The organism is Dolichospermum circinale AWQC310F, from assembly GCF_000426925.1.
Taxonomy (GTDB): domain Bacteria; phylum Cyanobacteriota; class Cyanobacteriia; order Cyanobacteriales; family Nostocaceae; genus Dolichospermum; species Dolichospermum circinale.
Map to the genome: position 1 here is coordinate 31,623 of NZ_KE384682.1, position 20,241 is coordinate 51,863.

Here is a 20,241-nt window from a genome sequence, read left to right on the forward strand (position 1 = left end):
CTATCAGCTATCAGCTTAAAATAAAAAAACTGACTGCTGACGGCTGTTATAATGTTTTCATCATTAATAATTGTTCAAAGTCATGATTCAAACCTTAACTAAAATTGTTACCTTCGAGGAATTTGTTAACTCGCTTCCTGACAATTCCGATATACGTTATGAATTACATCATGGAGAAATTGTTAAAATGGCGCAACCAGTGGGAGATCATGAAGAACTTAAAGGGTTTTTAACTATCAAAATTAGTGCTAAAATTGATGGGTTAAATCTTCCTTATGTGATACCTAATCAAGTTATAGTTAGACCAGAAGGTAAAGATTCTGGTTATTTTCCCGATTTGTTGGTTTTAAATCGTGCCAATTTAGCTAATGAACAATTATGGAAAAAACAATCAGTTATTAGTCATGGTGCTTCCATAGCTTTAATCATTGAAATTGTTTCCACTAATTGGCGTGATGATTACCATTTAAAGTATGCTGATTATGAGGAAATGGGTATTGCTGAATATTGGATTATAGATTATGCAGCTTTAGGAGGACGTAATTTTATTGGTAATCCTAAACAACCTACTATTTCTGTTTGTAATTTGGTAGATGGAGAATATCAAATCAGCAGATTTAGAGATGATGAACAGGTTATTTCTCAAACTTTTCCTGAATTAAATTTAACTGCAAATCAGATTTTAAAAGCTGGTATGATGTAGGTTTAAATCAAATAAATCAAGATATTTGCAGATTTATTCACCAAACATTATCTAAACAGCTATAAATTAATTTTGACTAATCTAGGACTTACCCACGATTCACTGAATAACGAACCACAGAGGCACAGAGAACACAGAGAAATGAGGGTTTGAGGAATATTTTGCTTAAGTCCTGTAATCTTGACAAAAATTTCTGACATATTCCCTGAAAATGGGAGATAAATCAAACAATATGTTATCCCCTGTAATTTTCTGAATTAAATACCTTTTTTGTAGAGATTCTAACCCATTAATAAAATTAGTAGAAGATAATTCTAAGGTAATTTTTAGATATTCTCTAGATACAGGTTGATTACATTTACTCAATGCTAAAATAATCTGTTGTTCAATGGGTGATATATTATTAAATATTTGGCTAAATAAAGATTGCATTTCTTGAGTAATTACTAATTCATTTTCTGCTAAAAATTCACTAACTTTACCATTAAAAATCTTTTTAATTGAGATGGTAATAGTTTTTAGAAACAATGGATGACCTGTATATAATATCATTAAATTTAACCAAGTATCTTCATCTTTTAATCCGGTATTTTTCAGAATATCTATATTTTCTAGTCCTGATAGTTCTAAAGATTTGATAGGATATAATTCTTCATCTAAAGATTCCATTTCTGGACATTGTTCTTGACTGATTAAAATTACATGACTTTGATGTTGGGTTTCTGTAATCATTTTGAATAAGGTTTGATACTCTTGATATTCTGGTTGATATTTTCCCGCAAATTGATGAGGAGTAAAGATATTTTGTACATCATCAAGAATAATTAAGCATTTTTTATCTGTGAGAATATCAAATAATTGTTTTAATTTATCATTTATAGTTTCTTTGGGTTCTTGTTGACAAGTATTTAATAAGTCGTTAATTAGTAAATTTAGGGCTTTGGGAAATTTTAAACTTCTCCAAATAATAACTTCAAACTTTTGTTGATGTAAGTCTATAAATCTTTTAACGAGTGTGGTTTTACCAATACCGGATAATCCTAAGATGGAGATTAAATTAGTAGTTTGGTTTAATATCCAATGGTTAAGGGTTTGTAGTTCTTTTTCTCTGTTATGAAACTTGATGATTTGGGGTGCTAGAGTTAAATCGTGATGAGATAATTTAGATTGAGTATTTATATTAGTTTCTTGAGTTTTTTGATGAGAATGATTTAAGGTTTGTGGATATTAAAAATAATTGTTATTACCATTTATATTATAAATATTAGAATTTTCAAATGATTTAATATATCCCCTTTCTAATGTAGAACGGAAATTAGTTTTTTTAATATTTTCATTTAATGCTTGAGATAAAAGTTGCCATAATTCAGCACCTATATCTCCGACATGATTTTTAGTAACATTACATTCTTGTGCAATATCATCATAGGTTCGTCTTTCCCATGTTCCCTGAACTACAGCAGCTTGAACATCATCTAAATGCTTGCCAGTTTTTTCAAAGACTATCTTATCAACAAATGTTACAACTTCGTTTACATTCATACAAGCTATACACTGTAAAGGTTGTAACCATTATAGATGAATATTATTCAATTTTTTCCGATCTTTTCCTATTTTTTGCTTAGTATTTTGTAATAAAACAACCGTATAAATCCGTTTATATCAGACTGGTTAAAATACTGAAATTCTGGGATTGTAGTAGTTGAGCCAAATATAAAAGAATTATTGTCAATATAGGAGCAAAGAATGTCAAACCCAATTCGTGTACTTGTTTTTGGAACTACTGGAACAGGAAAGACAAGTTTGTGTAATGCCCTCACAGGTGAAAACCAGAAAGCCAGTGATGCTGCTGAAGGTGTTACATTTAAGTCTTATACTTACCAAGAAGTGGAAATTTCGGATGGTAAATCACTTATAATCACTGATACTGTTGGTCTTAATGAATCAGAACGTGGCAGTGTACCCTCTAGAGATGCTGTTAAAGCACTTATCAAGCTAATTAAAGAGTCTAAAGAAGGATATAACTTACTCATTCATGTATTTCGTATCCCCCGCATTACTCAAACTGAGGAAAATAACTATGAATTTTTTGTGAGAACAATCTCAGAATCTAAAATTCCTACAATCCTTGCTGCTACAGGCTGCGAAAATGTAGATCCAATGTCTAAGTGGAAAAATGATAATTCTGGAGCTTTTGCACGAAAGGGTCTAGATTATAAAGATATTATTTGCACTTGTTTCGCTAGTGGTGGACGATTGGAATCCGTCTACAAAGACTTGAGAGATGAATCTCGTCAGTTACTTCTTGGGGCTATTGAAACTTATGCAACAAAAGAACCGATTCAACTTTATAGTACCTACCAAGGATTCATAGCAACTATGAAGAGGGCTTGGAATTGGTTAGTTAGCTGGCTAGGTTTTGACGACCTAATGTTTCAATTTAATGAGGGACTTATACAACTACTAATTCGGATTGGGTTTACAAGAGATGAAGCAAAAGAATTTGTAAGTCAAGTAGGTGTTTCAGATAAACAGTGATAGTTGTATTTGTAAGTTGGGTTGAGGAAACAAAACCCAACATTGATATCAAATTTTCATCAAACAATTACTAATCTAACTGATGATAGCAATAAAACACCCCAAATAAGCATTCTATCCTTCAATTTCCCAATCTTCAATTTTCAAACCTTCAACTCTGAGAAATTCCTTAGTATTATGAGTCACCAAAATCAAATCATGAGATAATGCAATAGAGGCAATTAATAAATCATTATAACCAATAGGAGTCCCAATATTAGCTAACTGCGCCCGAATTTTACCTGCATTTAAAGCTGAAATATCATCTAAAGGTAAAGAAATAAATACTTCTAAAAATCGCTTTACTTTTGCCCAAACTTGATCAAGATTATCACTTCTCATTGCACCATAAAATAACTCTAATTTGACAACTGAACAAACAGCAACATCTTCTAAATCAGTATTTTCTAACTTGCGACGAATAATCAAATCTTCATTCAGATATTTAATACATACATTTGTATCTAACAAATATTTCATGATAATTTAAACTCCTCTAAGTCATCAAAAACACCTTCAGAATCTATAGTTAAAGGAGTATCTTTTAAACATCCTGATGTTTCCTCAAAAAAATTAGCTGGCCAACCTTTTCCTTTGGGTTTATTTTCCTGTTGAAAATCATGACTAGGTTTTAAAATAATAGTAATAGTTAAATCAACATTAACAATATTTACAGGAATATCTAAATGTAATATTCCATCTTCACCAACATGAGAACTTAAAGTTATTGTTTCCATAGCATTTAATTACATGGAGTGATTTTTACTAAGATATATCTAATTATACATCAGATATTTAAAAATTGCCAAATTGAACATACTAGTTGTAGATGATATAGCCTTTCCCAGCAAGTAGGTTGGGTTGAGGTAACGAAACCCAACATTGATATCAAATTTTGACAACATGATCAACACTTGTAACTTGATTCTTAAACTGTTCCCACAACTGAAAAAATAAATCAAAAGCTAATTTTTCATCCTCTACTTGAGACAAAATAATACTTTCCCAACCTTCAGCAGAATTAATTTGATATTTCCCTTGTATCCATTTCTGAATCAGATTCTCGTCTTGATACCTGTAAATGTAAAGGACGATTATTAATTGTCAATTGAAGAATATAAATAATATTATTATACGATAAATTAGCAAATATTTTTGCTAATCGCCATATCATAAACTGTCTATTTTGTCAACCCACCTTTGACTTCGCTTTACAAAACTACATCAAGCTATTTCTAAATTTGTCCGAAAAATTCTCTATCACTCCTGAATATTTTCCCCGTCCTCACTTTCCCTATTTCTCAAATACCTATCAATAAAGGATTTCCAAATTCTACTTCCTGCAATTGTAGAAAATTGATATACTACGCCTAGATTTTGAAATTTTACCAAATCGCTGAAACTATTGCAAGATCGTTGATAAATAGAAATTATTCTCAATAAAATATTAAGAAAATATAAATATGAAGTTCTGTTAATTTTTCGATGATATTAATATTTAAACTATTTTCCAAATATCTATAATTTAAACTTATAAATTAAGGAAATAACAGGCTTAAGAGTAAAATTTTTGTTGTACTCTATTACACAGTATTTATAGGTTATTAAACACTTATAGGCTTTATTTAAGTAAGTCTAATTGTTAAACTACTCAAAAGTAGTCATATTAAACATCGCTATTGAAGTATAATAAATTGGATAATATGTAATAAGTAATAACCATAATTATGAATGATGAAAAAATTATTGTACCTTTAGATGTACCAGATTTAGATAGCGCGATCGCTCTCATTAATAAACTTCCTCAAGTCACTTTCTGGAAAGTTGGTTTGGAGTTGTTTACCAGCACTGGTCCGAAAATTCTCGATATCCTCAAATCTCAAGAAAAACGTATTTTTCTCGACTTGAAATTTCACGATATCCCCAACACTGTCGCTGGTGCTTGTCGCGCTGCTGCTGGTTATGGGGTGGATTTATTGACAATTCACGCAACTTGTGGTAGTGATGCTCTCAAAGCGGCTGCGGAAGCTGTGGAAATTGGAGCGGAAAAAGCCGGAACAAAACCTCCGCAATTAATCGCTATTACGTTGTTAACCAGTATTTCCCCACGACAATTGGCGTTTGATTTGAAAATCCCCCTGGAATTACCAGAATTTGCTCTGGAAATGGCACTTTTAGCTGAAAAGTCAGGGTTGAATGGGGCGGTTTGTTCTCCCCAGGAGGTGCAACAATTAAGAGAAACTTGTAAAAATGACTTTTTGCTCGTTTGTCCAGGGGTGCGGCCTACTTGGTCTGATAAAGGCGATCAAAAGCGATCGCTCACTCCTTCCCAAGCTATCACAGCGGGTGCAGATTATCTCGTTATCGGTCGTCCTATTACTGCGGCGGCTGAACCTGAGTTAGCCTGGAATCTGGTTATTGAGGAGTTAAATACTTTTCCCACCAAAAACCAAAGGCCTCTTGACTAAAAAACTTTGGTTATCAAGATAGTTCTTCCTTATCAACTCTATGATAACAAATTCAAAATCAATTGTCAACCCCCTTGATAGTATTCTAATGAGGTATACACCAATTTATTCCCTGTTCCCTGTTCCCTGTTCCCTGTTCCCTAAAAATAAAAAACTTTGTACCTCACGAGCATGGGAACTGCTATATTTAATAGCCTGTAATTTATGGTTATTTATTGCTCCTGGATTTTATTATCCTCTAATTGCGAAAAGTATTACTCCTAAATCTGTAAGTCCCCAAGTTACTAACTCCTGTTCTCAAAAAAGTTTAGAAACTTTAACAACTCAATTAATGTTAGATCTACCTGGCTATGCTAACCGTGTTACTCAACGTGCGCGTCGTCTGAAAAGGAGTGTTGATACTTTTTCCTATATTTTAGCTGCGGGTAAACCAGAGTTTGAATCTTTACCATTAAATCCTGGTATTGATCATGGGAATAACTATAACACAGAAGGAGTAGAACAGGTTTTCTTTACAACTTTAGAGAGAAAATATCTCCATAAAAAACCTGTAGAATTACAAGAATTTCACAGGCTATTTTTGACAAAAACTAACACTGGTTGGAGTGTGGTGATGATGTTTTCTCAAACCAGTGAGTATCCAGTTAAACCTCCTATCGCACCACCCAGAAATAGTAGTTATGGTGCGATCGCTCAAGGTGTTAAACTATGGTTACGGGATTGTCAAGCTGGAAGTGTTCGATTACAATAGGTAGTTACAGCCATTTTCAGGTAAATCGTTTTTTGTTTCCCAGTCAGGCGCAAATCAATATACTACTACCCTTGGGGAATTTGATTTAATTCTGCTGTCAGCTTCTCTTTGTTGCGTCTGCGGATTTTTGCGTAAAGTTGAATACTCACAGCCATGAACACCACTAAACCGAAAATTAACCAGGCTGTCATGTCGGTGGGTAAGTTGTTCTTGAATATAGCTAACATGACAATTACAACTAGTAAAAGCGTTGGTGCTTCATTCAAAGCGCGTAAACTTTGACCACTCCATTTACATTCATTCGCTGCTAACTGCTTCATGAGTCTACCACAATAATGATGATAGCCAATTAAAACAGCTACAAAGGCTAATTTAAAATGTAGCCAGGGTTCTTGTAAAATATCCATGTTTGTAGATAAGATACCAATAGCCATCGCTACTGTTACTAACATCCCAGGGGTAGTTATAATCTCATAAAGACGCTTTTCCATGATTTGATACTGGTTTTTCAGTATCGTTTTTGCTGGTTCTGGTTCTTGGTTGGCTTCAACGTGGTAGATAAATAACCGAACTAGGTAAAATAACCCCGCGAACCAAACCACAAAGCCAATAATATGAAATGCTTTAAACCAAGAATAAGCCATAATATCCTAACCTGCCTTAATCGCCTTAGAAATGACCTTAATACCAGGTTACGGTAATTCTAGTCGAGAATGGCGATACATTAAGAACTATTATTGATCTTCTAACTGACTACTAAACTGTTTAGCAGAACGTGGTTTTAACTCGACTGACTGAGTGCGAGGTAATAAATCAAATATTTCTCTCAATTTGTCGTCTATTTCTTCAAAAGGTACTTGACCTTTTTTGTTCAAGACTACTTTACCCGACTGGTCAAAAACTACAACTTGAGGAACACCGCCTGAATAATAATATCCTGGTTCTGTCGGTTGATAGGTCTTGTCAGCTAAAATGGTATCAACACTGATAGGAATAATCTCCGCTGCGCGTCCATAGAATGCTTGTACCTCGGAAACAACTTGGGCATATTTCTTGCAGTCGCTACTATCATCAATGTAAAATGTCACCATGGCTGGTTTGTGTTCTGCTAATGTCTGTGCTAGTGTTTCTTTGGCAGGAACTAAAGAACCATTACCAGCATAAATTACAAAAATATTACCATCATAACGATCATCTTTAATACCTGCTATTGCGGGCTGTATACTAATTATGAATAGCAAAGGAAGCAGCAATAAGCATTTAGATACTAACCGTCTCCAGTTAGTGATTATTTGAGTTTGTAAAAAAAGCCACTTTATGATATTCATTCACAGAAACCTTGTATTTGTCAGTTGTCAGTTGTCAGTTGTTAGTTGTCAGTGGTCAGTGGTCAGTGGTCAGTTGTCAGTTGTTAGTTGTCAGTTGTTAGTTGTCAGTTGTCAGTTGTCAGTTGTCAGTTGTTAGTTGTCAGTTGTTAGTTGTCAGTTGTTAGTGGTCAGTGGTCAGTGGTCAGTTGTCAGTTGTCAGTGGTCAGTGGTCAGTTGTCAGTTGTCAGTGGTCAGTTGTCAGTTGTCAGTTGTTAGTTGTCAGTGGTCATTGAAAAAAATCATCTTTTCTTGTTTCCCTGTTTCCCGTCACCTTGTCTCCTTTTGATGGTATCTTCTCTATAATAATCATATTTGATTTTTTTTAATGAACCACACTAGACCCAGAGATCATAGAGGAAGAGAAAATAAAGATGTTATGTCTACGGATACACATACTCATTCAAAATCGTTATAGTTAGTTAAATTTACAGTTTCAAATGCTTTTGACAATGATCACCTTATTCATAAATCATGACTGTGGGTAAAAAAATAAAATTTATCAGTAGACTTACCTTGGGTTTTGCGGTATCAATAGCCAAAAGCGTGACATTTTTGGTCAGGTCACTGCGTCTTGGTGCTGCTAGTGTTTTACCAGGCGCTATTGCGCGACGTATAGAACCCCGAATTTTGCAATTATTGAGTCAGCAAGTTAAACACGGGGTAATTATTATTGCGGGAACAAATGGAAAAACTACTACGGCTTTACTATTATGCACCATTTTACAACGAAAGGGGTTTCGTATTGCCCATAATTCTACAGGCGCGAATCTGGAAAACGGTTTAGCAACTGCTTTGATAGACAATGCTAATCTGTTGGGAAAGTTAAATATAGATTATGCAATTTTAGAAGTTGATGAAAATATAGTTCCCAAGGTTTTGAAACCGCTACAACCTCGAATTATTCTCTGTTTAAATCTGTTCCGCGACCAATTAGATAGATATGGAGAAGTAGATAGTATTAGTAAGCGGTGGACAAAGGTAATTTCGACCTTACCAGAAACAACCGTAGTTATTCCCAATGCTGATGATCCAACTTTATCATATTTGGGTCAACAGTTACCACAAAGAGTCTTATTTTTTGGTTTAAATGAACCAGAAAATTATTTAGAAGCTATTCCTCACGCTGTTGATTCTATCTATTGTCCTAGATGCGGCCATGCTCTAGACTATCAAGGGGTTTATTTATCCCACTTGGGAGATTTTACTTGTCCTAGTTGTGGTTTTACTAAAGGTCAACCCGCATTATTAAGTCGCAAATGGCCACAAATTCTTGTCGGTTTGTACAATAAATATAATACTTTGGCCGCAGTTACAGCAGCAAAGGAATTAGGAATTGATGATGTTATTATCAGAGATACAATTAACGATTTTCAAGCCGCTTTTGGTCGCGCTGAAGATTTAGTTATTGACGGTAAACGAGTACGGATTCTATTATCTAAAAATCCCGTAGGTACAAACGAAACTATTCGCGTCGTTACTCAAAGTACCGATAAAACTACTTTATTGGTCTTGAATGACAGAACCCCCGATGGTACTGATGTATCATGGATTTGGGACGTGGATACGGAAAAGTTGGTAGCAAGAGGAGGAACCTTGATTGTGAGTGGCGATCGCGTGTATGATATGGCCTTACGTTTGCGTTATAGTCAAGAATCTGTGGAGAGTAATATTAACCTGATTGTAGAGTCAGATTTGCACAAAGCGATCGCAACTGCTCTAGAGCATACACCAGCAAATGAAACTTTACACATTCTCCCCACCTATTCGGCCATGTTAGAAGTAAGAGAAATATTAACTGGTAAGAAAATCCTCTGATAACTCAAGTTACTAGTTATCTAGTTGAGGCTGGTAATGGGTAATTGGTAATTGGTAATTGGTAATTTTCTGTTTTCATCCTTTAATCTTGGATATCCTGATTATGACATTTTCCCTAACTATCAACTTACGTTAATAATTGACAAGTTTATATCGTTTCCCAGTCTAATGAAGTACATACCAATTTATTCCCTGTTCCCTGTTCCCTGTTCCCTGTTCCCTAAAACTAAAAAACTTTGTACCTCACGAGCAATTATGAACATAGTAAAACTGATTTTACTTGCTTTTCCCGCATTTTTAGCATCTCTGCTATTACTAGTCAACCCAGCACAGGCTTCTTTGAAAGCTACACCTGCTGCAAATACAATTGCGTTATTATCTACTCAAGCGAATCTTGATTTAACAATACCGCAAATAAATAAGATTACACATTCTCTGATAGAAAAAACTGGTTGTAGTTGCGCTAATTGCGTTCAAACCAATTTAGATAAGTTACAAGGTAAATTGCCTATGATTGGGCTTAATTAAGTTAGACTAATTAATAAAGATACAGATTTGCTGTGTCTTTATTAATTAATTGATATGATAATCAAACTCTGAAAAAGTTTAAATTCTGGAACTTTGCAGATATTTATAAGCGACAATAAATTATGTTAGGAAAAAAAATATCTACCCATTTATTAAAAACCACCATTTTCGGTTTCATATTCATATTAGGATTATTTGGCTGTGGAAATAGAAATATTAGTACAATATATAATCAAAGAAATTCGACTATTAATAATAACTTACCCATAGTAGTAGCAACTAATAGCGTAATTTGTGATTTAACAAAACAAGTTGCTGGAAATACAATTAACCTGATATGTTTAATCCCTCCTGGTATGAACCCCTTAACCTATAAACCCATACCGGAAGATAGTCGAGTTATCGAAAGTGCTAATTTGGTTTTATATCATGGTTATAATTTTGAACCAGGTTTAATGAAAATCATTAAATCTACCACAAATACAAACTCTTATACAAAAATTGCTGTTGCTGAAAGTGCTGTCAAAAATTCGAGCAAAATTAAACTGATAAAACCCCAGATTTGGCATAATCCTAATCATACCATAAAAATGGTAAAGATTATTAATAATAATTTAGTTAAATTAGTGCCAAATAATAAAAATATCTATAGTAAAAATACTAAAAAAGTCATCCGAGAAATAAATCAAATTGATAATTGGATTAAGAAAAGACTAGATACTATTCCTGCTAAAAATCGCAAGTTAATCACCTTCAACACAGCAATGATTTATTACGTCGAGGCTTATAAAATTCCATATTCAGTAAATTTAACTAAGATCAAAAATATCGAAAAGCTGACATATACAGAAGTCGAAAATTTTGCTATGGATATTCAAAAAGCTAATGTACCAACAATTTTTGCAGATACAACAACTAACTCTAATTTACTTGAATCTCTAGCCAGAGAAGCTAATGTTAAAGTTTTTCAAAGACCACTTTATATCAATGGACTAGGTGCAGCGGGAACTGACGGAGACACCTATCAGAAAATGATGGCTGCTAATACAAGAATAATTGTGGAAGGACTGGGAGGAACATATTTAAAATTTGAACCTTATTAAAAAGCAAAAATCATCATGGCTGAATATCAAAATGGTCAAGAATTTCATCGCTTCTAGTTGTGTGGAAACAATAAAAGAGATATAAATGTCTTTATTATTGGTTAATTTCAGGAATTTGCAATCATGTCTATTGATCAACTTCAAGCTGTAAATAAAGAACAAACAACCGTTTATATACCGTATATTCAGTTGAGTAAGCGAAATTTATTACCCTATGCCCTTAGTCTTTATCAAAAAGGTGTTTTAGAGGGATACCGAAAAATTGAATCCGGTAACAATATTCCCTTTGTTGCTACTTGGAATATTACCACATTACCATCGGATTTAATCGGTTGTCGGATGCAGTTTGATGGTAATCCTGAACTAACCTATGAAGTTATGATGGCCAATTTTGAATTTGTTAGTCTTTTAATTGAACTCTTGCAAAACTATAAGCGATATCGTTATCCAGATTTTTCTCCGAATTTTTACCGCAAACTCCTACGCGCAGATGATTAAAACAGACATGACCCACCCCCCTGCTGCATTTTTCAAGCATATTCATCATCAACATAAGATTCATATATTTCATGAGTTTCCGTAGAAGTAACGGAATTAGCTAAATGGAAGCTATCATCTGTCACACGAATGATTTCTCCAGAAAAGAATTTGGCTAAACTTTCCGCTGCTTTGAGTACACCATCGTGATCCCAATTTGATGATGGTGGTTGCACTTTTGCAGGAGAAGAAATAGCTTGTGTTGTCCCTGTATTGGTGACAACTGGCTGACTTTTGACAGGTGCTGGTGGTGGTGTAGATACTGTAGATACTGGCTGTACTGCGACTGTGGGTGGCTGTGGTGTGGGTTGTTGTTGTTGAACGGGAGGAGAATTTTGTCCCGGTGGATTTCTTCTCGTTGATATCACACTTGCGCCAGTAGCTTTTTCCAGAGTGACTTGTATTTCCTGCTGAAACGCTTGTCTAAATGCCGTAGTAATCACAGGTACATAGGATTTCACTTTGTCATACCAAACTGCTTTTACCCCTACACGGGCAATAGAACCGTCAAACTCAATTAAATGACACATTTGTCCTAGTAATGCCTGGGTGGGTAGCTGTTGAATATGTCCACGCACTTGTTGCCAAAGTTGTGTTAAGTCGTATTGTGAATCTTCCCTAATTGGCTGTACTGGTGCTGGTACGGGTAAAGGTTCTGGGGCTGGTGGTGAAAAATTAACAGGTGAATTGTGATTTGTGGGTGTATATATTGGTGGTGCAGTGACAGGAGTAGTATTAACTCGCTGGGAAATATTTTGGGAAATATTTGTGGTTGGGATTTGAATATTGGCGCTGGGTAATAATCCCAGTAATGTTACTTCTAACCATAACCGGGGTTGAGTGGTGTTTTTTAGTTGTACTTCTGCTGTTCTCAGGTGTTGTTGTCCCAGTAGGATGGTACTAGTATCGAATTTTTGGGCAAAGTTGACTAATGATGTCCAGGTTGACTGGGTACAGGTAACTAAATCTTGACGATTGGGGGCGGTTTTCGCTATCAGAAAATCCCGGTAAAAAGCGGCGAGATTTTGGAGAATTATTAGGGGTTCTCTGCCTCTATCTAGGATTTTTCGGGTAAATTCTAATACTATCTCTGCCTGATCTTGACTGATGGCTTCTAATAGTCCCAGTAAGTCTTTTTCACTGACTGAACCCACTAAATCCCAAACTTTATCCGGTGTCACTTCTCCATTGACTAATGCTAATTGATCTAGTAAACTTTCTGCATCTCTTAATCCCCCTTGGGCAATTTGTCCCACCAATGTCAAAGATTCATGGGAAATATTAATATTTTCTTGGGAGGCAATGTGAGTTAGATGTTTTACCATAGACTCTAGTTGAATCCGCCTAAAATCAAACCTTTGACAACGAGAAATAATTGTTGGTAACACCCGTTGGGGGTCTGTTGTCGCCAGAACAAAAACAACGTGCTTAGGTGGTTCTTCTAGGGTTTTAAGTAATGCGTTGAAGGCTGCGGTACTTAACATATGGCATTCATCAATGACATAAACTTTATACCGACACTGCATGGGAGCAAATTGCGCCCTTTCAATCAGTTCTCGAATATTATCAACACCAGTATTACTAGCAGCGTCAATTTCAATCACATCTGTAGAATAGCCTTTAGTAATTCCCTGACAAATTTCGCAAACTCCACAGGGTTCGGGTGTGGGTTGGTTACCTTGCAGACAATTGAGAGATTTAGCCAAAATTCTCGCACTAGAAGTTTTTCCTGTACCTCTGGGGCCAGTGAACAAATAAGCAGGGGCGATTTTTGCTGAAAGAATAGCATTAGTTAGGGTAGTAGCGATCGCTTCCTGACCCACCAGTTGAGCAAAACTTTTTGGCCGATACTTATGGTGCAGCGGTTCGTAAGACATGGAGACAGGTTTAAATCCGTATATCCCTGGTAAATTAAGGGTTTGATTATTCTAACAAGTTATGGCATTTTCCCATTCCCTGACCACCGTACTACTTACTGATTGATATCGTTAAAATTTAAAGAAGCAACATCAATGGTGCCGCAGATGCTCAAGCAACTAATTCAATGGATCAAAAAATTTTTCCGGCGCTTGTTTGCTGGTAAACAAAATCTCACCCCCCCTGGAGAACAAGTTCCAAAATCAGTAGCACCTCCCCTGAGTGATACAGATTTAGAATTTCTATTTACAGAACTTTTAGAAGGAGTTCATCAAGTCAAGGGACAAACCTGGACACAAAAATGGCTAGATAATCTTGAGCATCGTGTCAGCATGGAGCGCTGGTTAGAATGGTTAAATCGCTTTGGGGAAAGATTATTAGCATCCTCTAGACCTCATCATGAATTAGCCGCTAGATTAGTTCAACTCGGTGAATTGAGAGTTGGGGAAATCAGTAATCTGTCCTACGATATAGGTATGAAAATCTTAACACGCAATCCAGGAGAGCCAATTTGGGAATATGACGGACCAGATATATTACAAAATAATCCCTCAATACCCACCAAAACGGCAGAACTAACGACAGAAGAATACAAAACTGTTACCCTCACGGAGTTACTCATGATGTTGCAAGATGATGAAAACCTATGTCAGCAACTTGCTCAAGAACTAGGGATGGAAACATATCATCCCGAAGAAATTATTCAAGCCTTAGTTAATCAGTATCATGAAGCTAATAAATCTTCTGTATAATCAAGATTAGTGAGAGGAAGAGTTTCTGACTCCATCTCCTGGTCACTAACCTTAATCACTAAGTTTGATTTATTCAGTGTAGCCATCAATAATATTACGTAAGTAAACCTCAATTTTGGAGTTGATTGCGTAATTAATGATCTTTTAGACACGACTATAGCTACAATCAAGAAGAAAAAAAATTTCAATAAATTGGCAGATGTTAACGTGGCTATTGCAGGGGCTTAACGAATTTTTACAATACATCTTTGACAGTCTGGGGATCATCAATCCCCAGACTACTCAAGGTGATCTGGTGGTAGAGCAGCCACCAGAACTTACGAATGCGGATCTAGAATTTTTATTTAACGAACTTTTGGAAGGAGTCAATCAAGCGCGAGGGGAACGGTGGGCGCTGAAGTATTTGCAGCGAATGGAACCAAGAATTACTGTTGACCGTTGGCTAGATTGGCTGTTAACCTATGGCGAAAAATTACTATCTTCTCCCGCGCCTAATCATGAGTTAGCCCAGCGAATGGTTCAATTGGGTGAGTTGGGTATTGGTGAGGTTGGCAACTTGTCCCATGATATTGGGATTCAGCTATTGTGGCGCAACATGAACCAAGACCATGAGCGCGATCAAGAATCACAGAACTTGGAGATTCCTATATCCACTCAAAAGGAGCTAGATAGTCCTGGTCAAGAATTACCTCGCCAATTTGGTGAAGAATTATGGGCGGTTCCAGATGTGGATACTATTACTGACCAATCAGTATCCCAACTGATTGAGGACTTATTGACAAATTCTTCTACAGGGTCAACGGGTAAGTCTTTGTCTAAAAATACTACAAAAGAAAAGACTAAGACGGTAACTGGCTCTCACAGTGACGACTATACAATTGAGAAACCTCCCGAAAATGTTGAGGAAGTATTTGCAGATCCATTAGCTCCCCACAAAGAAAGCTTGATAGCGATACAACCCCAGTTAGCATCCACTTTAGATGAGTTGATGGTACGGTTGGAGCAAAGCACTAATCTCGTTGAGCAGTTAGCTTCAGATTTGGCAATTCGTGATCGTCAGATTGTTCAACTAAGATCAGAAATATTTGTTCCTCGTCAGGCGGAAACTTTATTTTCTCAAGGTCTCCAGCAAGCTAAATCGGGGAATTTATTAGCCGCTTTGGCTTTGTATCAATGCGCTAGTCAACTACAACCTCAAGTTTATGAATATTGGTGGCATCAGGGGTTAGTTCTCTTTCATTTACACCGATTTACTGAGGCGATCGCCGCTTATGACCAAACACTGGCAATTAAACCAGATTTATACAAGGTTTGGTACAGTCGGGGTTGTCTTCTGTGCGAATTGGGAGAATTTGATCCGGCTATTGCTGCTTTCGATCAAGCCATCTCTATTCAGCCAAATTACCAAGCAGCTTGGTCTAGCAGAGGTTTAGCATTACTCAAGTTGGGTTTAATATCAGAAGCAATTACTAGTTACGATCAAGCTATCAAGCTACAACCTGAAGACGCGGAGGCTTGGTACTACCGAGGGATATCTTTAGCTGTGATTCAACAAGACGTAGAAGCAATTGCTAGTTATGATCAAGCCCTGAATCTACAACCGGACCATCATGAAGTCTGGATTGATCGGGGTATAGTCCTATTTAATTTAAAAAGATATGCAGAAGCAATTGCTAGTTATGATCAAGCCCTCTCTATTCAACCTGAATTTTATTTGGCTTGGTATAACCGGGGTGTGTCCTTTGAAAACTTAGGTAATCGTCAAGAGGCGATCGCTTCCTATCAAAAAGCCATAGCCATTAAACCTGATTTTCACCCCGCTTGGTATAATCAAGCTGTAGCCCTATTTTACTTAGAACGTTTCGCCCAAGCTATTTCTTGTTATGACAATGCTTTACAAATTAAAATAGACTATTGGGAGGCTTGGCTTGGTCGTGGTGTAGCTGCGGCTAATCTCAACTCTTACCAATCATCATTGATTGTAGTTAGTAACATTTCTAGATCTAATCCCGCTCTCAATTTAGGTGGCTATGAAGGTAAGTTAGCAAGTTATCAAGAGGGGTTGAAACACCTTCGTCCAGATACTCACCCGGAGGGTTGGGCAAGATTACATATAGCTATCGCTAATACTTACTACGAGCAAGGGAAAAAAGATCTCGCACTTCGTGATTATTGGCATGATGCTATATCTGAATACCAACTGGCACTGTCCACTCTCTCACCGGAAGATTTTCCAGAGTTGTACCTAGAAATCTTGCAATCTCTGATCAAAGTGTTTGTCTGTTTGCAAGAAACAGCCACTGCACAGGAGCTACAAAAACGCGGGATTCAATTATTACAACAATTACTCTCTCACCCTACTCGTTCTGATGACAGCAAAAAACAATTGGCACTAAAATTCGCAGGTTTTGAAGAATTAGCAGTTGATTTGAGCCATAAATACATAGACAAGACTTGGTAGAAGCTTGAGAAATCGCTGAACAATTATTAAACATAAATTTAATTAGGAGATAGGGGCAGTGCCATAAACGTCTTGATTTATCAAGCATCTGCCTTTCAGTCTACTCAAAGTGAGTAGTTACCAATGAAAACTGAAAAACTAGTAGATTTGTATAGGTTTACTGGAGCGGTAATCTGAGAATGATAAACTATATGGTGACCGAAAAAATCGGATACAAGCCCCGTCCTTCTAGGACGGCTTTATAGTAAACTCAGTATAGTCGCCACAGGGCATTGGGAGACTATAAACGGACACTCCAGACTCAACCAAGACTACTTTTCGGTAGCACCGGTCAGTGAAGTGTCAAGGAATCCTCGCTCATGAAAGGACGAGGGGGTATGTCAAATATAAAAGTGCAAATAAAGGCAAGTTGTTAAATGGGTTTTTCCTCAACGGCTCCTCTTCTCCTCCGCGCTGCTCGTGGTGAACAAGTAGACCGTCCCCCCGTATGGATGATGCGACAAGCGGGACGTTATATGCAAGCATATCGGAATTTACGGGACAAATATCCTTCTTTCCGCGATCGCTCGGAAATTCCTGAAGTAGCTATAGAAGTTTCCCTCCAACCCTGGAGAGCTTTTCAACCCGACGGAGTAATTTTATTTTCCGATATTGTCACCCCCCTACCAGGAATGGGGATTGACATGGATATTGCGGAAGGGAAGGGACCAATTATCTATTCGCCCATACGCACTAAACAACAAGTTGATCAACTGCATTCCTTAGATCCAGAAACAGCACTGCCGTTCATTAAAACGATTTTGCAAGCATTACGGCAGGAAGTAGGTAATCAATCAACGGTATTAGGCTTTGTCGGCGCACCCTGGACTTTAGCAGCTTATGCGGTGGAAGGTAAAGGTTCTAAAACCTATTCCATTATCAAAAACATGGCCTTCTCAGATCCCACTGTTCTACATCAGCTATTAACTAAATTAGCTGAGTCTATTGCAGATTACGTGCGCTATCAAATTGATTGTGGCGCTCAAGTGGTACAAATGTTCGATTCTTGGGCGGGACAATTAAGCCCTCAAGATTATGATACCTTTGCTCTACCTTATCAAAAAATGGTATTCGAGAAGGTAAAAGCAACTCATCCTGACACGCCATTAATTTTGTTGGTGACAGGTAGCGCCGGACTTTTGGAAAGAATGGCAACCTCTGGTGCTGATATTATTACTGTAGACTGGACAGTAGATATGGCAGATGCACGAACCAGATTAGGTAAGCACGTGAAAGTACAGGGTAATCTTGATCCAGGTGTATTATTTGGTTCTAAGGAATTTATCCGCGATCGCGTTTTGGACACCGTTCGCAAAGCCGGTAACTGGGGACATATCCTTAATCTCGGACATGGTGTATTACCAGAAACTCCAGAGGAAAACGTCGCTTTCTTCTTTGAAACCGCAAAAAACCTCAACGCTTTGGTTTAGTTTTTCGGGTGGGTTTTTTGCCCACCTGATTTTTATTAACCGCAGATGGGGAAATAACGAACCACAGAGGCACAGAGGACACAGAGAGAAATTTCTGTTCACGCAAAAGTAAGGTATTACCGCACTTTTGGCAATATTGAAGGTTAGAAAAAAGACAGTCAGGATTAAGACCTACAATTACGCACTGAACTCAAGCATACCCAAAAACCCCAACATCCAATTTCATGACCAAAAAACGTATTTTAGTTACAGGTGCAAGTGGCTGTATCGGTCACTATATTAGCGAAGCCTTAATTCAAAACACCAATCACGAATTGTATCTTCTAGTTAGAAACCCCAATAAACTCCAAGTAGATACTACAGTCCGTCCGGGTATCACTATTCTTCAGGGTGATATGCAAGAAATTGGTAAATTCTCTAATTTACTCAAAACCATTGATATCGCTGTATTAACAGCCACTTCCTGGGGTGGTGAGGGCATTTTTGATATTAATGTCTTCAAAACTCTAGAATTAATGAACCTACTAAATCCAGAAAAATGTGAACAAGTAATTTATTTCTCTACTGCAAGCGTCTTAAATTATGATAATCAACCACTCAAACAAGCAGGAGAAATTGGTACAGATTATATCCGTTCTAAATATGACTGTTTACACCAAATTGAAAAGTTAGCAATTTTTCCCAAAATTACCACAGTTTTTCCTACCTTAGTTTTAGGTGGTGATGATCAAAAACCCTATTCTCATCTCACCTCTGGTATTCCCAAAGTTACTAACTATATTAATATCATTCGTTTTTTACAAGCAGATGCTAGTTTTCACTTCATTCATGGCCGAGATATTGCTACAATTATCCAATATTTAATTGATTATCCACCACAACCAGGAGATCCGCGCCGATTTGTTTTGGGGCAATCTTCCCTAACTGTTAATCAAGCTATAGAACAAGTTTGTGCTTATTTCAATAAAAAGATTTATTTCCGCATTCCTTTGTCTTTGGGTTTAGCTAATTTAATTATTGTCTTATTTCGCATTCAAATGGCCGCTTGGGATAGATTTTGTATGAATTATCGTCATTTTAACTATGCTAATGCCATTAATCCTAACAGTTTTAATTTACCAAATTACTGTGCAACAATGACTGATGTTTTGAAAATTAGTCAGGTCAAAAATGGCATTTAGATCATAGCCATTTACAATCAGGGTATGGCTAATGGGTAATAGGCGTAAATTTCCAAAATCTCATTAATAATGGTTAAATTAATAACATAATGACCATTGTTAGAAATATAGCTGTAGCCACGGTAATTAGGACATGATCAATCATCGAAACTTAGACATAATCAGGATTTCACTCTTGCATGAGTGCCTCTTGATTTGTGCCTGAAGAGGGAGAATGTGGGTCATATATAAGTTTATATTATCATTGTAACAAATTTTCATAAGTTTTTTTGAAAAAAATTTTTTATTTTCGGGGTTAGTTGGGATTTCGGTGTGTTATGATAGTTATATTAATATAATCGAGCATCAATAAAATTTTATTTAAGGCATATATTCCCATTATAAAAATACCACATTCGACGGCGGAAGTCAACCTGATTACCCTTTTTAAAAGAATTTTTGTACTTAACTTAAATTATACATTTACTTGTTTGTATAAATTGTAACTTTTTACTTAGCATAAGTTTATATTATAGTTTAAACAATTTTTGATAAGTTTTTTTGAAAAAATTTTTTATTTTCGGGGTTAGTTGGGATTTCGGTGTGTTATGATAGTTATATTAATATAATCGA

General features: G+C 36.3%; 21 protein-coding genes and 1 pseudogene. 13 read left to right on the forward strand and 9 right to left on the reverse strand.

Going from position 1 to position 20,241, the window contains the following annotated elements:
* The first annotated feature begins 82 nt into the window (after positions 1 to 82).
* Positions 83 to 703 carry a Uma2 family endonuclease gene (locus ACIR310F_RS0111275; RefSeq protein ID WP_028083920.1) on the forward strand — a complete coding sequence of 207 codons (621 nt, stop codon included), beginning with the start codon at positions 83 to 85 and terminating at the stop codon, positions 701 to 703.
* Positions 704 to 868: 165 nt separating this feature from the next.
* Here the strand turns inward: ACIR310F_RS0111275 and ACIR310F_RS22245 are convergent, their stop codons facing one another.
* Together ACIR310F_RS22245 and ACIR310F_RS26215 are read right to left on the reverse strand one after the other, a co-directional pair.
* On the reverse strand, positions 869 to 1,882 hold the full coding sequence (locus ACIR310F_RS22245; RefSeq protein WP_196803209.1) for an ATP-binding protein: 1,014 nt from the start codon (positions 1,880 to 1,882) through the stop codon (positions 869 to 871).
* 48 nt (positions 1,883 to 1,930) lie between these two features.
* Complete coding sequence (locus ACIR310F_RS26215) at positions 1,931 to 2,245, reverse strand: hypothetical protein (protein ID WP_196803205.1); 315 nt, start codon at positions 2,243 to 2,245, stop codon at positions 1,931 to 1,933.
* 204 nt (positions 2,246 to 2,449) lie between these two features.
* Between ACIR310F_RS26215 and ACIR310F_RS22250 the strand changes: the two genes are divergently transcribed.
* Complete coding sequence (locus ACIR310F_RS22250; protein ID WP_051289584.1) at positions 2,450 to 3,241, forward strand: GTPase; 792 nt, start codon at positions 2,450 to 2,452, stop codon at positions 3,239 to 3,241.
* Between the two features lie 114 nt (positions 3,242 to 3,355).
* On the opposite strand, the gene ACIR310F_RS0111290 is transcribed toward ACIR310F_RS22250, so the two are convergent.
* The 3 genes from ACIR310F_RS0111290 to ACIR310F_RS26220 all read right to left on the reverse strand — a co-directional run bounded on the left by ACIR310F_RS0111290 (position 3,356) and on the right by ACIR310F_RS26220 (position 4,454).
* Complete coding sequence (locus tag ACIR310F_RS0111290) at positions 3,356 to 3,760, reverse strand: type II toxin-antitoxin system VapC family toxin (protein WP_028083921.1); 405 nt, start codon at positions 3,758 to 3,760, stop codon at positions 3,356 to 3,358.
* Positions 3,757 to 4,017, reverse strand: a complete 261-nt coding sequence (locus ACIR310F_RS0111295; protein ID WP_028083922.1) for a hypothetical protein — start codon at positions 4,015 to 4,017, stop codon at positions 3,757 to 3,759. Before ACIR310F_RS0111295 ends, ACIR310F_RS0111290 begins: the two co-directional genes overlap by 4 nt.
* A 284-nt stretch (positions 4,018 to 4,301) precedes the next feature.
* A complete protein-coding gene (locus ACIR310F_RS26220; RefSeq protein WP_196803206.1) occupies positions 4,302 to 4,454 on the reverse strand; it encodes a hypothetical protein in 153 nt (50 codons plus the stop codon).
* 553 nt (positions 4,455 to 5,007) lie between these two features.
* Here ACIR310F_RS26220 and pyrF point away from each other — a divergent pair.
* Both pyrF and ACIR310F_RS0111310 read left to right on the forward strand, forming a co-directional pair.
* Positions 5,008 to 5,748 carry an orotidine-5'-phosphate decarboxylase gene (pyrF, locus tag ACIR310F_RS0111305; RefSeq protein WP_028083923.1) on the forward strand — a complete coding sequence of 247 codons (741 nt, stop codon included), beginning with the start codon at positions 5,008 to 5,010 and terminating at the stop codon, positions 5,746 to 5,748.
* 40 nt (positions 5,749 to 5,788) lie between these two features.
* Positions 5,789 to 6,499: a hypothetical protein gene (locus tag ACIR310F_RS0111310; RefSeq protein WP_231387495.1), complete on the forward strand. Its 711-nt coding sequence runs from the start codon at positions 5,789 to 5,791 to the stop codon at positions 6,497 to 6,499.
* 65 nt (positions 6,500 to 6,564) lie between these two features.
* Here ACIR310F_RS0111310 and hemJ read toward each other — a convergent pair whose 3' ends face one another.
* Together hemJ and ACIR310F_RS0111320 are read right to left on the reverse strand one after the other, a co-directional pair.
* A complete protein-coding gene (gene hemJ, locus ACIR310F_RS0111315; protein ID WP_028083925.1) occupies positions 6,565 to 7,143 on the reverse strand; it encodes a protoporphyrinogen oxidase HemJ in 579 nt (192 codons plus the stop codon).
* 90 nt (positions 7,144 to 7,233) lie between these two features.
* Positions 7,234 to 7,827 carry a thylakoid membrane photosystem I accumulation factor gene (locus ACIR310F_RS0111320; protein WP_028083926.1) on the reverse strand — a complete coding sequence of 198 codons (594 nt, stop codon included), beginning with the start codon at positions 7,825 to 7,827 and terminating at the stop codon, positions 7,234 to 7,236.
* Here ACIR310F_RS0111320 and ACIR310F_RS26225 point away from each other — a divergent pair.
* From ACIR310F_RS26225 to ACIR310F_RS0111325, 3 genes are all read left to right on the forward strand, one after another.
* Positions 7,817 to 7,963 carry a hypothetical protein gene (locus ACIR310F_RS26225; RefSeq protein ID WP_196803207.1) on the forward strand — a complete coding sequence of 49 codons (147 nt, stop codon included), beginning with the start codon at positions 7,817 to 7,819 and terminating at the stop codon, positions 7,961 to 7,963. The genes ACIR310F_RS0111320 and ACIR310F_RS26225 overlap by 11 nt on opposite strands.
* Positions 7,964 to 8,152, forward strand: coding sequence for a hypothetical protein (locus tag ACIR310F_RS25545; RefSeq protein WP_155963765.1), 189 nt, complete (start codon positions 7,964 to 7,966; stop codon positions 8,150 to 8,152).
* 185 nt (positions 8,153 to 8,337) lie between these two features.
* Entirely contained in the window at positions 8,338 to 9,681 is a 1,344-nt protein-coding gene (locus ACIR310F_RS0111325; protein ID WP_035367904.1) for a Mur ligase family protein, read from the forward strand.
* Between the two features lie 185 nt (positions 9,682 to 9,866).
* Here the strand turns inward: ACIR310F_RS0111325 and ACIR310F_RS25550 are convergent, their stop codons facing one another.
* On the reverse strand, positions 9,867 to 10,004 hold the full coding sequence (locus ACIR310F_RS25550; RefSeq protein WP_155963767.1) for a hypothetical protein: 138 nt from the start codon (positions 10,002 to 10,004) through the stop codon (positions 9,867 to 9,869).
* A 327-nt stretch (positions 10,005 to 10,331) separates the two neighbouring features.
* On the opposite strand from ACIR310F_RS25550, the gene ACIR310F_RS0111335 reads away from it, so the two are divergent.
* Entirely contained in the window at positions 10,332 to 11,312 is a 981-nt protein-coding gene (locus ACIR310F_RS0111335) for a metal ABC transporter solute-binding protein, Zn/Mn family (RefSeq protein ID WP_028083929.1), read from the forward strand.
* 123 nt (positions 11,313 to 11,435) lie between these two features.
* Positions 11,436 to 11,810, forward strand: a complete 375-nt coding sequence (ebsA, locus tag ACIR310F_RS0111340) for a type IV pilus biogenesis protein EbsA (RefSeq protein WP_028083930.1) — start codon at positions 11,436 to 11,438, stop codon at positions 11,808 to 11,810.
* Between the two features lie 32 nt (positions 11,811 to 11,842).
* On the opposite strand, the gene ACIR310F_RS0111345 is transcribed toward ebsA, so the two are convergent.
* Positions 11,843 to 13,726 (reverse strand): DNA polymerase III subunit gamma/tau, encoded by a 1,884-nt coding sequence (locus ACIR310F_RS0111345; protein WP_028083931.1) that lies wholly within the window; start codon positions 13,724 to 13,726, stop codon positions 11,843 to 11,845.
* A 147-nt stretch (positions 13,727 to 13,873) separates the two neighbouring features.
* Here ACIR310F_RS0111345 and ACIR310F_RS0111350 point away from each other — a divergent pair, with 147 nt between their 5' ends.
* The 4 genes and pseudogenes from ACIR310F_RS0111350 to ACIR310F_RS0111365 all read left to right on the forward strand — a co-directional run bounded on the left by ACIR310F_RS0111350 (position 13,874) and on the right by ACIR310F_RS0111365 (position 19,629).
* A complete protein-coding gene (locus ACIR310F_RS0111350; protein ID WP_231387496.1) occupies positions 13,874 to 14,518 on the forward strand; it encodes a hypothetical protein in 645 nt (214 codons plus the stop codon).
* 199 nt (positions 14,519 to 14,717) lie between these two features.
* Positions 14,718 to 16,952: pseudogene (locus ACIR310F_RS22255) on the forward strand (tetratricopeptide repeat protein); the annotation flags it as partial.
* Positions 16,953 to 17,395: 443 nt separating this feature from the next.
* The gene (gene hemE / locus ACIR310F_RS0111360) at positions 17,396 to 18,448 is read left to right on the forward strand and encodes a uroporphyrinogen decarboxylase (protein WP_028083933.1); all 1,053 of its coding nucleotides are present in this window, start codon (positions 17,396 to 17,398) and stop codon (positions 18,446 to 18,448) included.
* 224 nt (positions 18,449 to 18,672) lie between these two features.
* A complete protein-coding gene (locus tag ACIR310F_RS0111365) occupies positions 18,673 to 19,629 on the forward strand; it encodes an NAD-dependent epimerase/dehydratase family protein (protein WP_028083934.1) in 957 nt (318 codons plus the stop codon).
* Positions 19,630 to 20,241 lie beyond the last annotated feature (612 nt).

Excerpts from the sequence above, each read along its gene's own strand:
- ACIR310F_RS0111320 (WP_028083926.1), bottom strand. The coding sequence starts at position 7,827 with ATGAATATCATAAAGTGGCTTTTTTTACAAACTCAAATAATCACTAAC.
- ebsA (WP_028083930.1), top strand. The coding sequence starts at position 11,436 with ATGTCTATTGATCAACTTCAAGCTGTAAATAAAGAACAAACAACCGTT.
- ACIR310F_RS0111365 (WP_028083934.1), top strand. The coding sequence starts at position 18,673 with ATGACCAAAAAACGTATTTTAGTTACAGGTGCAAGTGGCTGTATCGGT.
- ACIR310F_RS22250 (WP_051289584.1), top strand. The coding sequence starts at position 2,450 with ATGTCAAACCCAATTCGTGTACTTGTTTTTGGAACTACTGGAACAGGA.
- ACIR310F_RS26225 (WP_196803207.1), top strand. The coding sequence starts at position 7,817 with ATGATATTCATTCACAGAAACCTTGTATTTGTCAGTTGTCAGTTGTCA.
- ACIR310F_RS0111350 (WP_231387496.1), top strand. The coding sequence starts at position 13,874 with ATGCTCAAGCAACTAATTCAATGGATCAAAAAATTTTTCCGGCGCTTG.
- ACIR310F_RS26220 (WP_196803206.1), bottom strand. The coding sequence starts at position 4,454 with ATGATATGGCGATTAGCAAAAATATTTGCTAATTTATCGTATAATAAT.
- ACIR310F_RS0111275 (WP_028083920.1), top strand. The coding sequence starts at position 83 with ATGATTCAAACCTTAACTAAAATTGTTACCTTCGAGGAATTTGTTAAC.
- hemE (WP_028083933.1), top strand. The coding sequence starts at position 17,396 with ATGGGTTTTTCCTCAACGGCTCCTCTTCTCCTCCGCGCTGCTCGTGGT.
- ACIR310F_RS0111345 (WP_028083931.1), bottom strand. The coding sequence starts at position 13,726 with ATGTCTTACGAACCGCTGCACCATAAGTATCGGCCAAAAAGTTTTGCT.
- ACIR310F_RS0111290 (WP_028083921.1), bottom strand. The coding sequence starts at position 3,760 with ATGAAATATTTGTTAGATACAAATGTATGTATTAAATATCTGAATGAA.
- ACIR310F_RS0111310 (WP_231387495.1), top strand. The coding sequence starts at position 5,789 with ATGATAACAAATTCAAAATCAATTGTCAACCCCCTTGATAGTATTCTA.
- hemJ (WP_028083925.1), bottom strand. The coding sequence starts at position 7,143 with ATGGCTTATTCTTGGTTTAAAGCATTTCATATTATTGGCTTTGTGGTT.
- ACIR310F_RS0111295 (WP_028083922.1), bottom strand. The coding sequence starts at position 4,017 with ATGGAAACAATAACTTTAAGTTCTCATGTTGGTGAAGATGGAATATTA.
- pyrF (WP_028083923.1), top strand. The coding sequence starts at position 5,008 with ATGAATGATGAAAAAATTATTGTACCTTTAGATGTACCAGATTTAGAT.
- ACIR310F_RS0111335 (WP_028083929.1), top strand. The coding sequence starts at position 10,332 with ATGTTAGGAAAAAAAATATCTACCCATTTATTAAAAACCACCATTTTC.
- ACIR310F_RS0111325 (WP_035367904.1), top strand. The coding sequence starts at position 8,338 with ATGACTGTGGGTAAAAAAATAAAATTTATCAGTAGACTTACCTTGGGT.
- ACIR310F_RS26215 (WP_196803205.1), bottom strand. The coding sequence starts at position 2,245 with ATGAATGTAAACGAAGTTGTAACATTTGTTGATAAGATAGTCTTTGAA.